Annotated in this window: 15 protein-coding genes; 6 read left to right on the forward strand and 9 right to left on the reverse strand. The window is 37.9% G+C overall.

What is annotated here, in order from left to right:
• Positions 1 to 7: 7 nt before the first annotated feature.
• The 6 genes from ACVWYN_RS07780 to ACVWYN_RS07805 all read left to right on the forward strand — a co-directional run bounded on the left by ACVWYN_RS07780 (position 8) and on the right by ACVWYN_RS07805 (position 5,752).
• Positions 8 to 1,897 (forward strand): T9SS type B sorting domain-containing protein, encoded by a 1,890-nt coding sequence (locus ACVWYN_RS07780; RefSeq protein ID WP_457288270.1) that lies wholly within the window; start codon positions 8 to 10, stop codon positions 1,895 to 1,897.
• A 49-nt stretch (positions 1,898 to 1,946) separates the two neighbouring features.
• Positions 1,947 to 2,150 carry a fructose-6-phosphate aldolase gene (locus ACVWYN_RS07785; protein WP_457288271.1) on the forward strand — a complete coding sequence of 68 codons (204 nt, stop codon included), beginning with the start codon at positions 1,947 to 1,949 and terminating at the stop codon, positions 2,148 to 2,150.
• A 2-nt stretch (positions 2,151 to 2,152) separates the two neighbouring features.
• A complete protein-coding gene (locus tag ACVWYN_RS07790; RefSeq protein ID WP_457288272.1) occupies positions 2,153 to 2,833 on the forward strand; it encodes a cell division ATP-binding protein FtsE in 681 nt (226 codons plus the stop codon).
• Between the two features lie 128 nt (positions 2,834 to 2,961).
• Positions 2,962 to 3,561, forward strand: coding sequence for a nucleotide exchange factor GrpE (locus tag ACVWYN_RS07795; RefSeq protein ID WP_457288273.1), 600 nt, complete (start codon positions 2,962 to 2,964; stop codon positions 3,559 to 3,561).
• A 2-nt stretch (positions 3,562 to 3,563) separates the two neighbouring features.
• Positions 3,564 to 4,736, forward strand: a complete 1,173-nt coding sequence (gene dnaJ, locus ACVWYN_RS07800) for a molecular chaperone DnaJ (RefSeq protein WP_457288274.1) — start codon at positions 3,564 to 3,566, stop codon at positions 4,734 to 4,736.
• Positions 4,737 to 4,837: 101 nt separating this feature from the next.
• Entirely contained in the window at positions 4,838 to 5,752 is a 915-nt protein-coding gene (locus ACVWYN_RS07805; RefSeq protein WP_457288275.1) for a Ppx/GppA phosphatase family protein, read from the forward strand.
• Here the strand turns inward: ACVWYN_RS07805 and ACVWYN_RS07810 are convergent.
• The 9 genes from ACVWYN_RS07810 to msrA form a co-directional block, all read right to left on the reverse strand.
• Complete coding sequence (locus ACVWYN_RS07810; protein ID WP_457288276.1) at positions 5,741 to 6,310, reverse strand: Maf family nucleotide pyrophosphatase; 570 nt, start codon at positions 6,308 to 6,310, stop codon at positions 5,741 to 5,743. The two genes, ACVWYN_RS07805 and ACVWYN_RS07810, sit on opposite strands and share 12 nt — an antisense overlap.
• A gap of 60 nt (positions 6,311 to 6,370) precedes the next feature.
• The gene (locus ACVWYN_RS07815; RefSeq protein WP_457288277.1) at positions 6,371 to 6,787 is read right to left on the reverse strand and encodes a hypothetical protein; all 417 of its coding nucleotides are present in this window, start codon (positions 6,785 to 6,787) and stop codon (positions 6,371 to 6,373) included.
• A 110-nt stretch (positions 6,788 to 6,897) separates the two neighbouring features.
• Positions 6,898 to 7,425, reverse strand: a complete 528-nt coding sequence (locus tag ACVWYN_RS07820) for a KdsC family phosphatase (RefSeq protein ID WP_457288278.1) — start codon at positions 7,423 to 7,425, stop codon at positions 6,898 to 6,900.
• A gap of 2 nt (positions 7,426 to 7,427) precedes the next feature.
• The gene (gene iscX, locus ACVWYN_RS07825) at positions 7,428 to 7,670 is read right to left on the reverse strand and encodes a Fe-S cluster assembly protein IscX (protein WP_457288279.1); all 243 of its coding nucleotides are present in this window, start codon (positions 7,668 to 7,670) and stop codon (positions 7,428 to 7,430) included.
• A gap of 24 nt (positions 7,671 to 7,694) precedes the next feature.
• Positions 7,695 to 8,027, reverse strand: a complete 333-nt coding sequence (locus ACVWYN_RS07830; protein ID WP_457288280.1) for a 2Fe-2S iron-sulfur cluster-binding protein — start codon at positions 8,025 to 8,027, stop codon at positions 7,695 to 7,697.
• 41 nt (positions 8,028 to 8,068) lie between these two features.
• The gene (locus ACVWYN_RS07835) at positions 8,069 to 8,830 is read right to left on the reverse strand and encodes a Rossmann-like and DUF2520 domain-containing protein (RefSeq protein ID WP_457288281.1); all 762 of its coding nucleotides are present in this window, start codon (positions 8,828 to 8,830) and stop codon (positions 8,069 to 8,071) included.
• Positions 8,830 to 11,298 (reverse strand): cytochrome c biogenesis protein CcsA, encoded by a 2,469-nt coding sequence (ccsA, locus tag ACVWYN_RS07840; RefSeq protein WP_457288282.1) that lies wholly within the window; start codon positions 11,296 to 11,298, stop codon positions 8,830 to 8,832. The genes ACVWYN_RS07835 and ccsA overlap by 1 nt, the downstream gene beginning before the upstream one ends.
• Before the next feature lie 5 nt (positions 11,299 to 11,303).
• On the reverse strand, positions 11,304 to 11,714 hold the full coding sequence (locus tag ACVWYN_RS07845; protein ID WP_457288283.1) for a cytochrome c maturation protein CcmE domain-containing protein: 411 nt from the start codon (positions 11,712 to 11,714) through the stop codon (positions 11,304 to 11,306).
• Positions 11,715 to 11,823: 109 nt separating this feature from the next.
• Positions 11,824 to 12,492, reverse strand: a complete 669-nt coding sequence (gene msrA, locus ACVWYN_RS07850; protein ID WP_457288284.1) for a peptide-methionine (S)-S-oxide reductase MsrA — start codon at positions 12,490 to 12,492, stop codon at positions 11,824 to 11,826.

Consider the following 12,492-nt stretch of genomic DNA (forward strand, 5'->3'; position numbering starts at 1 on the left):
TTATTTTTTGATATTTGCGTTCCTATTCTTTTCATTTGGAATAGCAAATGCTCAGGTATGCGAAGGATCATTGGGAGATCCCGTAGTAAATATAGATTTTGGAAGGGGGACTGCCAATTATGGTCCCAGCATTGGCTCTGCAACAGATTATCGCTTTGTAACTTTGAGGAGTCCAAACGGGGAGGGAGATTATACCGTTGTAAAAACTACTAATGGACTAAACGGAGGATGGTATAATATATTCAACCATACTCCAAATGATTTTGACGGCTATATGATGATCGTAAATGCTGCCCCGGCACCAGGTATCTTTTATGAGACTGAAGTCGATGATCTTTGTCCTAATACCACTTACGAGTTTGCAGCCTGGGTGTTCAATTTATTAAAGATAGACGGTATACAGCCAAACATCACCTTCTACATACTTTCTACAGATGGACAGGTGCTTGGCACTTACAATACTGGTGATCTGCCAAATAGGGACCCAAATTGGAGGCAGTATGGATTGAAGTTTACAACTACTTCTTCAAGCCAGATAAAAATCAGAATGATTAATAATGGATTAGGTGGTAATGGGAATGACATCGCATTGGATGACATAACTTTTAGGGCCTGCGGACCACTAATTATTCCTGAAATAGATGGCAAAACCAATACTCAAAAAAATATCTGTGAACAAACAGACGCTATTTTTAACCTCTCGGCCAATGTTTCTGGAGGCACCGGAATGAAATATCAATGGCAGCGCAACATTGGAAACGGATGGCTTGATATTGTAGGGGAAACAACTACCTCTACGAAAGTTACTTTTACAAATGCGATACCAGGAAAATATAGGTACAGATTAGCAGTTGGTACTATGCAAAACTTTAATGCAGTAAGTTGCAGAACCACTTCTCCAGAGCTTATAATCAATGTTAATACCTATCCTGTCCCAAAAGCAATAAGCAATGGAACAGTTTGCTTTGGCGATGCCATTATACTCGATGTAGTTGATGCCGTCGGCACCTATGAATGGCGAGACCCTGCCGGTAAGATATTTTCTACACAAAAATCCCCTATAATTCCAGATGCCAAGTACACAATGACGGGAACATATTCTGTAAAGGTGAATAGTTTGGGATGCGAAGCAAGTTCAAGCGTAGATGTGACAATATCAAAGCCACCCGTACCCCAAGTAGAAAAAACCAGTTTGGAAATTTGTGAGGGATCAACTGTAATGCTCAATGCAAGCGGAGGCACTACCTATAGCTGGCAACCAAGCCTGGGCTTGTCTGCTACAGATATCGCAAATCCAATAGCAAGCCCGACTAAAACAACTCTATACACTGTTTCCATTTCTAATGGCGCTTGTTTTAGGACGGCCCAGGTAAACGTAACTGTGTTTAACAATCCAAAGTCAAATGCAGGGGCAGATAAAGTTATGCTTTTGGGAAATAATGTATCGCTTCAGGGAACCGTTGGAGGAGATGATATTAGCTATCTGTGGTCGCCAGAGTTGGGGTTAGACGATCCGAGAAAGTTAAACCCAATTGCATCTCCTGCCATAAGCACTACTTATACACTTACTGTGATATCAGGTAATGGGTGTGTTAGTGCGACGGACCAAGTATTTGTAAGGGTCTATAACCAAGTTACTGTACCGCCAAGCTTTAGTCCTAACGGTGACGGGATAAATGACTTATGGAACATATCGGCGATAGAAACCTACGAAAAACCTAAGGTGAGCATACTTAATCGATATGGGGAAGTAGTATATGAAACATCAGAATATTTCCAAAAACCATGGAATGGAAAGCAAAACAATAAAGACGTACCTGTGGGCGTGTATTATTACATTATCAACTTAGATTCTAAATCTAAACCGCTTTCAGGTTCACTAACAGTCATCAGATAAAACGATCAAATCACTCAATTCTCAATTTGAAATACTATTTTTGACATAAATGTATATTATAAAAGTAAAAGGTATCGCGAAAATTCCTGATTATGTACAATTGAGGGATGATAAATTTACGCTGCTAGCTTACTTTAGGGTAGACAGACCAGATAAATCTCTGGAAAAACTGGGCCTGAGTGATAAGCTACATTTTATAATGGATTTTGTAAATGATTTACCTTTTGGAAAAATCGCTAAAATAGAAATTTAACAATGGCAGATACGGTTATAAGCCTAAGAAATGTAGATGTATTCCAGCAAAAACACCTTGTATTATCAAGTGTAAACCTGGACATCGAAAAGGGAGAGTTTGTTTTTTTAATTGGCCAGACAGGATCAGGAAAGAGCAGTTTGCTTAAAATTATATATGGAGACCTACATATTGGTAACGGAGATGGTCTAGTTGCAGGTTTTGATTTAAAAAATCTGGCAACAAAGGATGTCCCCTACTTACGTAGGAAACTTGGTATCGTGTTTCAAGACTTTCAATTGCTTACAGACAGAACAATTGAAAAGAACCTGGACTTTGTTCTTAAAGCAACCGGATGGACAGATAAAGCTTTGATTGATGAGCGAATTAAAGATGTACTGGAAAAGGTGGGCTTAAGATCCAAGTTTAGAAAAATGCCCCATGAGTTATCTGGCGGTGAACAACAACGCGTTGTAATTGCCCGTGCATTATTGAATAACCCTGAAATTATACTTGCAGATGAGCCAACGGGAAACCTTGATCCCGATACCTCTGAAGAAATTGTTATGTTGCTAAGACAAATCAGCCTTGGAGGTACAGCCGTGTTAATGGCAACCCACGATTATCATATTATCCGCACATTCCCTTCAAGAATTATCAAATGCGAGGGTGGTGTTGTTCATGAAGATGCACAAATTGTCTAATCAGTATAGCTGACAAAATTTTCCTTTTTAGTCATTATGGTCAGTTTAATAAATAAAAAACTGACAGCATGACTGATATATGGCATTGGCAACACATTTGAGTTTACATCAAAAAATTCTACTATACCATGTTTAGCAAGAAGAAAAAAAATATTAACGAAGATCAGACTGTGGAAGAGAAAGCGAACGAACAAACAAATACTAATGAAGAGCAGCTAAATACTGAGAGCACTCCAGAAGCTACTATTAATGAGGAGCATCAAAATATTCCTGAATTATCAGTTGAAGAAAAACTTCAGCAGGATAATGCAGCACTTAACGACAAATATCTTCGATTATTTGCAGAATTTGACAATTACAAACGTCGTACACAAAAAGAACGCGTTGAGCTTTTACAAACTGCAGGTAAGGAAGTAATCGTTTCATTGCTTTCTGTTCTTGATGATTTTGATCGTGCTGAAAAGGCCATGGATGGTGCTACAGATATTAATCCAATACGTGAGGGTATTAATCTGGTACATGCAAAACTTAAAAATATATTGGTTCAAAAAGGTTTGAAAGAAATGGAAAGTGTCAATAAGGTTTTTGATACTGATCATCACGAAGCGATAACCAAAATTCCTGCCCCTAATGATGATTTGAAAGGGAAAGTAATAGATGAGTTAGAAAAAGGCTATACTTTAAATGATAAGGTTATTCGCTTTGCTAAAGTTGTAGTGGGTAGTTAATTATGAGTAAGAGAGATTATTATGATGTACTAGGAGTTACCAAAAGTGCATCAGCTGAAGAGATTAAAAAGGCCTATAGAAAGATGGCTATCAAGCACCATCCTGATAAAAATCCAGGCGATAAGCAGGCAGAAGATAACTTCAAGGAAGCGGCAGAGGCATACGAGATACTTAGCAATGCTGAAAAAAAGCAACGTTATGACCATTATGGTCATGCAGGTGTTGGCGGCGCATCCGGTGGAGGCGGTTATGGAGGCGGCGGCATGAACATGGAAGATATATTTAGTCAGTTTGGCGATATCTTTGGTGGAGGTGGCGGCAGTCCTTTTGATAGCTTTTTTGGTGGTGGTGGTGGCCAACAATCCCGTGGCGGAAGACGTGTAGCAAAAGGATCTAACCTTCGCATAAAAGTAAAACTTACGCTAGAGGAAATTGCTAACGGTAGCGAAAAGAAAATAAAAGTAAATAAACAGATTACTTGCAAAACTTGTGATGGTACGGGAGCTAAAGATAAATCATCTGTAAGCACTTGTAATACATGTGGAGGAAGCGGAGCTGTAAGAAGAGTAACAAATACCATTCTTGGTCAAATGCAAACCAGTTCTACTTGCCCTAACTGTAATGGAAGTGGACAACAGATCACTGCGAAATGCACATCTTGTCATGGTGATGGGACAGTGCGTGGCGAGGAAACTATAACTATAAACATCCCAGCCGGCGTAAGTGATGGCATGCAGTTAAGTATGAGCGGCAAAGGTAATTCTGCTCCTAATGGCGGCATACCAGGAGACCTGATTATTCTGATTGAAGAAATTCCTCACGAATCATTAAAGCGCGAAGGAAACAATGTGGTATACGATCTTCATGTGTCTATTATAGACGCGGCCTTAGGTTACAGCGCTGAGGTTCCTACCATTGATGGAAAGGTTAAGATCAAAATTGAACCTGGAACACAAAGCGGTAAATTGCTTCGCTTAAAAGGAAAAGGCATCCCTGAAGTAAACTCTTACCATAGGGGCGATGAGATTATTCATGTAAATATTTGGACACCAAAAGCATTGAGTTCTGAAGAGCGTAATATGTTAGAGAAGCTAAGAGCATCTCCAAACTTTAAGCCACAGCCAAATAAGAACGACAAAAGCTTCTTCGAAAAAATGAAGGAATATTTTGAATAGTTATAAACCTTAAAATAAAAAAGCCATCATTTCAACTGATGGCTTTTTTTATGCCTTTTTAAGTTTATATGCTACTTTTAAAGATTACTAATCCTCCATACATGAAATCTGCAATAATAGATCTGGGAACAAATACTTTTCATTTAATCATAGCTGATATTAATGGAACTAATAAGAAAGTATTATATAAAACTAGTCTTCCTGTAAAGTTGGGCGAAGGCAGAATTAACGAAAACTTGATTATACCCGATGCCTTTAATCGTGGTATAGCTGCTTTGAAATCATTTAAAAAAGAAATAAACAATTACCAGGTAACTGTAGTAAAGGCTATTGCGACTTCTGCCATACGAAGTGCTGCAAATGGCGATGACTTTATCAAAGACGCTTTGCTAGAAACTGGAATAGAAATTACTGTAATTAGTGGCGATGAAGAAGCTGACTACATTTATAAAGGCGTAAAAGATACCGGAGTATTAACCCATATATCTTTAATAATGGACATCGGTGGAGGAAGTACTGAATTCATAATTTGTGATCAGCGAAGAATACTTTGGAAAAAAAGCTACAATATTGGCGCTGCAAGATTGCAACAAGCTTATTTTAAATCTGACCCTATAAGTCTGGAAAATCAACTGTCTATTCAAAATAGACTAGAATCCGAATTATTCGAACTGCAGGAAGCATGTAAACGATATAAACCTCAGCAATTAGTGGGCTCTGCCGGTGCATTTGAAACATTTTCAGGAATGATTAACCCAGATGTGGACATAAGATATATCAAATCCACAGAGATCGATATATCAGCTTATCACCTATTATCCAAGAAATTAATCAAATCCACCCACAACGAAAGACAAAATTTTGATAGATTAATTAAGCTAAGAGTGGATATGATTGTTATCGCTGCACTGATCACCAATTACGTATTTAAATTGAACAGTTTCCATCGCTTATTCCTCTCTACTTATGATTTAAAAATGGGTGTACTCTGCACACTCCAAGAATTAAATACTTAATAGCGCATGATATAGTTTTTCTGTTGGCAGTCCCATCACGTTAGTGTAAGACCCTATGATCTTCTGCACACCTATCAATCCTATCCAATCTTGAATACCGTATCCTCCTGCCTTATCAAAAGGATTACCGTTTGTGATATAGTAATCTATTTGTTCCGTTGTCAGCTCATTGAAGAAGACTTCAGTAACGTCAAAAAAAGAGGCAGTCTTTCCTTGGTGGGAAATACTTACCCCTGTGTATACCTGATGGTTAGTTCCAGATAAATTTTGCAATATTTCTTTGGCATGGGTAGCATCTATAGGCTTTCCCAATATTTGACTTTTATAAGCCACGATGGTATCTGCCGTGATTACGATATGATCAAAGCTTAGTTCCAGAAATGCAGCAGCTTTTTTTTCTGCAATATGAACTGCAATCTCAGCAGGAAGTAAATCTTCCGGATAACTTTCATCTACATCTTTTAATATAACCTCAAAATCAAGGTTCATGGCTTTGAGTAATTCCTGTCTGCGTGGCGATTTGGAAGCGAGGATAATTGGAAGTGTCTGTTGATACATACCGCTAAAATAATAAAAGCGACCATAAGTCGCTTTTATTATTTTCTAAGTTTAAACTATTTAGTTCCCCACTGGGCGACCACCGCCGTTTTCCATTCTTTTCTTCATCATTTCTTTACGTTCTTCCTTTAAAGCGGTGAACAGCTTTTTTTGATCATCGGTTAACAAAACTTCAATCTTAGAGTTGGTATCCTCATTTTGCTTAACCATAACTGCTCTAAAAGCATCCCTGTCATCACCTAATGAATCACGTAGTTTTCTCATCTTTGCATTTTGTTCCAGATAAATAGCAGTTACTTTAGTTTTCTGATCATCAGTTAACTTCAACTTCTCAGCAACCATTGCCACATTTCTTTTTGCTCTTTCTTCAGGAGTACCACCGCCTTGTCCACGTCCACCACTTTTTTGCGCATCCTGTGCATTTGCAAAAGTTACCACACTGAACAGCAGTCCGCAGATAATTAATAATTTTTTCATGCTTTTAGTTCTTTAAACGTTATTAAGGTCAATTGTTTTTATAATGTTTAGAGGAGCAACTCCGCAATAAGTTTAATCCGTTGTTGTAACATAGGCGTTGCAAATGAATTTTATTTACCGGAGTCGGACGCATCAGGTAGTTCATCAAACCACCTTTCTTGTACCCTCAACACTTTTTCAATGACATCTCTAACTGCAGTTTTACCTCCGGGGTATGGAGATATGTAGGATGATATCGCTTTAATTTTTGGTACAGCATCCGCAGGACAAGTAGGAACACCTACAAGCTTCATCACGTTAATATCAGGTATATCATCACCCATATACAACACATTTTCAGAAATGAGGTTGTATTTTATCAATAGATCATTATACACTAAAACTTTATCAGATACATTTAGATAAATTTCTTCAATACCTAATCCTTCGAAACGGCTTTGCATTGCAGCCCCTTTTCCACCAGAAATAATACATATCAAAAAGCCTCTTTTTACAGCTAATTGTAAGGCATAACCGTCTTTGATATTAAATGTTCGTAGGTACTCTCCTGAATCAGAGGCGAGGATACTACCATCGGTAAGTACGCCATCAACATCAAAGATAAGCGTATTGATGTGCTGTAGCTTTTGCAGGAACATGTCTAATCCTGGTTATCTCTCCACTCGTAAACCCAGGCAGATTGGATTTGCTCCAGGTGTCCTTCGGTACTTTCTTCTCTTTTACCTTCAAAATTAGGCAATGTAAGTACCCAATCAATCAGTTCCGTAAACCTGATCCTATAGATCTTAGCTTCGTTGAAATCATCACCAAACTTCTCGTATAGTTCCTGGGCAATATCTTCATGATCATTCCAGTATATCGGTAAAGCAAATTTATCTTGCATGTCTTCTTTTTATTTTGGTTTTAACTAGTGGCCTAAGAATTCGGATTGATCAGGAATGGTGATTTCAATGTCACCATTGATGATTACACACTGACAACCCAATCTGGATGTGATTCTTGGGCGTACCGCACGGTCTATAAAATCTTCTTCCTTATCTGAAATGTCCTGGATATTATCCATACCCTTAATCACATAGACGTGACAAGTACTACAACCGCAAACACCACCACAGTTGTGCTGAAGCTGAATATTGTTATCTAAACAAACGTCAAGAACATCTTCACCCCCAGCTATTGGTAGTTCAATTGATTCTTTCCCTTGTTCTTCAAAATTTATCTTTAATTTATAAATACTCATAATTATATCGCAAAAATAAGCACCAAAAACCGCAATTGTAACTATTGATTTGTTTTTTTAATGCTATCACTTAATATTTCGTAAATATTGGCCCGATCAGTACTATTTTCTAGCATCTTTAAATGGGCTGAAATTGTCATTTGATCCCCGCGAACAGCCGGTCCGGTCTGCACATTATTTGGAAGTTCATGTTGTACTTTTAATGCTGTTTCAAGAATAAGAGGCCGCAACATCTCAAATGAAATTCCTGATTCGTCTAGCAGCTTGTTTCCCAGTGAGTAAAGATGGTTTACAAAATTACATGCAAATACTGCCGATAGATGTAATACCCTCCTTTTCGCGCTATCAATAGGATAAACAGCACAACTTATCATATTTGCAATTCTCTCCAATTGATCTAATGACGCTTCATTACAAGCTTCTATACAAAGCGGAATAGTATTAAATTCAATGATCCTTGATTTAGAAAAGGTTTGGAGCGGATAGAGCACACCATATTCTTTCAATGATGAAAGCGCCTCGATACCAGTTGTACCTGATGTATGCACAACTAAGCCCTTAACACCTCCAATAGCATTAGCCACATCATTTATTGCATCATCCTTTACTGCAATAATATAAAGGTCTGCATTTTGATCAAGGGCTTTTATAGAAGAAACTGCTTCGCCTTCAACACTATTTGCCAATTGAGAAGAATTTTCAATATTAGGGCTCCAAATCTCAAACACATGTTCACCATGACTGTGAAAAGCGTTTGCCATTTGCGTGGCTACATTACCAGATCCAATAAAAACTATTTTCATTAAATAGCTTTAACCTCTTTTTGTCTTCTGAATATGGAGATCAGAAAGCCAATCACCATAACAATAGTACCTGCCCAGTATAAGTTAATGAATGGGAATTCAATTGATTTAAAAACTACCCAATCCTTCGCTTGCTGAGGTTTCTCATAAACTTGAAGTTCTACCTTACCTTGCTCAGGCAGTACTTTAGTAAACCTAACTCTTAAACCAAGATCGTCGATGTTACGTGCGAAATCAAATACGTTATTCCCTTTTACAAGAAATATTGGTTCTGCCTTGTAAATCTTACCACTAACATTAATTTCTACAGGCAAGCCAACAGCAAGATCTCCGTCAGCCAATACTAAATTCTTTGCAGAAGGCTTGGTATTTAAAGCCTTAACCGTTAAAATTCCACTGCTAACGTGAAGGGTATCCCCAACTTTAAGTGTTGCAATCCTTGGCGCCTTATAGTTTTCCTCTTCACTATGCCCTTCATGATCATCATGAATAGCAGCTTTCTCTACTGGAGCACTGGTTACATGGGTATAAATATCGTGGGTTAAGTAATGCTTAGTATCAGGAGAAGCAATAAGACCCATCTTTTCATTAGATTGTATATGTGGGTTCAAATCAAAGTCCTCTTTCAATACACCGCTCTTTTCATCATAAACCTTAAAGTTAAGTTTATAGAAAGTATTTGGAGCAATAATGGTATCACTCACATAAGTAACAGTATAGCGGCCCATCTTCTTAGGCTCATTTTTGTAAAGCACTATATTTTCACCTGGTTTATCTGCCTTTTCAAAATCCTTAACCGGTATAAAATTAGAAGCGTTTAAAGAGATTGGCTTGTTCGTAGCTGCAGCAACCAAAGCTCCTAACAGCAAAAGCGCAAATCCGATGTGTGCAACAGCGGCACCTACCAGTTTCTTTTTACCCCAAAACGCCAAACCAAGAATCTTGGCATTTGACATCACCGCAAATATACAGCTGAACGTTAAAAGTATAAAAATCAGATTTTTATAGACACCAGTTATGTAAACAAAACCTGCAGTGATCACTATAGAAAACAAAACAGAAGCAAGCAAGCTACTATAGAATTTTCTAGGATCAGTTCTCTTGTATTTCATGAACTGGGTAAAACCTGAAATGATCGTTACCAAAATAGCAAAAGGTGCCTGCCATTGGTTATAATATTTTACCGCATCAATTGGCGGCGCAAAATTGGTTCCAAAAGCTGCATTAAAAACGGGTACAGAGGTAACAAAAATAACCTGTATACACGCTATAGTGATAACTAATGAACCAATAAACATCCAGAATTCTCGGGAATATGTTTCTTCATCTTTATTTGTAATTGGCAGTTCCTTCCACCTCACGATTAGCAAAACCGTAGGTATAATTAAAAATACTACATTATACAAAATCAGGTGACCAAACATACCCAGATCCGTAAATGCATGCACTGATGTTTCCCCTAAAATACCACTCCTAGTCAAAAATGAAGCATAGAGCACTAAGATAAAACTCAAAAAAACCAATACAATTGCCGTAAAATAAGCGTGTCCGGTATTCTTAAATGCAATCATAACGTGTACTCCCGCTATCAAAGTAAGCCATGGAATAATAGAGGCATTCTCTACAGGATCCCATGCCCAGAAACCACCAAAGTTCAATGCTTCATAAGCCCAGAATGAACCCATGATAATTCCCGTTCCCAATACCATAACTGCGAAAAGTGCCCATGGCATTGCAGGTTTAATCCATTCCTTATATTTTTTCAACCATATTCCAGATACCGCATAAGCGAAAGGCACAACCATACTGGCAAAGCCCAAAAATAATGTTGGAGGATGTATGACCATCCAATAGTTTTGGAGTAAAGGGTTCAGTCCCCTACCATCAGTAATAAACTTCAAATAATTTTTAAAATTCTCAGGATCGGCAAATATTGGAGCCATTTCTTTCAAATTCACAGCGTCTCTCAATAGAATAAAGGGAGAACTACCTATGCGCTGACCAAAAATTTGAACGCCCAAAAGCATAGAAGTTAAAAAAACCTGCGAAAATGCAATAACCGTCATCACCCCATTTTCCCAAGACTTGGCCTTCCAGATCAGGATTGCACCAAGAAGCGATTGCCAAAATGCCCAAAGCCAAAAACTACCTTCCTGTCCCTCCCAGAATGCGGAAACGATATAATAAACAGGCAGCTCTTTTGAAGAATGATTATAAACGTAATAATATTCATTATAATGGTTAAGGATTAAGAAGAATAGCGTACTTCCTATACCTATAACACATAGCCAGTTGATCAAAAACCCAATCCTACCAAGAATAGCCCAGGACCGATCTTGAAGATCTTTATTTTTGGCAGCAAAATAATATGAAATAGTTGAAAGCAATGATGCTCCAAATGCAAGAACAATAAAGAACTGCCCGACTTTACCAGGAAGGAGGTTCTCTCCAATAAACTGAATATCCATTTAGATTAATTGTATTTTTCCACTTTTCCGTCTTGCTTTACCTCTACAAGATCATTATTATATTTTGACGGGCACTTCATGAGTATTTTAGAAGCATAGAATGTGCCTGATTTCATCTCACCAATGAGAACTAGTTTCTCTGATCTTTCAAAATCCTGAGGCTTGGTACCACTGTAAACTACTTTGTTTACAGCTCCCTTTTGATCCTTCATATAAAAAGCAAAATGATTTGCATCTTTCTGTGCATCATAATAGGTGCCTTTTTGCTTCTCCCAATATCCCATTACATGGAACTCCCTTGCGTCTCTTGCAGCTTCAGTAAATGTTGAGTAGCTACTGGTGTCCGCATTAAGGCTAATTAAAAAACCTACGCAAATCGCTATCGTTATTAGACCAATGATTGCACTCTTTTTCATCTTGGTAATTGGATTTTAGATCGCACAAAGATAAAAAATATAAGTGCCTATAATGTTTTAGGCAGATGCAATTCAGGACCATAGCTATTTATTGATAGTTCTCTGACAATTATTGGCTATATTCAGATTTAATCATATCAGGCACAGCTTTTCGAAACTTAAGGACCTTCGTTTTTGAAACGTTGCGTATGTAAAGTTCCCAGGGATTTTTTTTATAATAATCCTGATGGTAGGTCTCTGCAGGATAAAACTTGGAAAAAGAAGTTACTTCTGTTTCCACAGGCTTAACATTACTATTCTTTTTATTTAAATCAGAAATTAAACTATCTAAAACCATATGCTCACGCTCCGTTCTAAAAAACGCGATAGAACGGTAGTCAGAGCCAACATCCGGTCCTTGTCCGTTAACCTGCATCGGGTCATGGGCATGAAAAAAAGCATAGGCAAGCTTTTCAAAACTGATTATAGAGGGGTCATAATATACTTGAACCGTTTCTGCATGACCTGTTCCCTGACTTGTTACTTCCTCGTAGGTTGGATTTGCTTTTTCACCACCTGCATACCCACTTATAACTTTATCCACACCTTTAAGTTCTATCATACACTCCTGCATCGCCCAAAAACAGCCTCCAGAAAAGTTAGCCACAGCCTGCCCTTTCTTTAGCTTGGGAAGAACAGCAAAACCACCGGCACTCTCCAAATGCTGTCCATCGCGACAAGCCCCAAGGCCCAGCAAAAAAACTAAAAAGACTAAACAAATTACTTTAAGATCTCTCAT

This window comes from Pedobacter sp. UYP24, assembly GCF_054057295.1.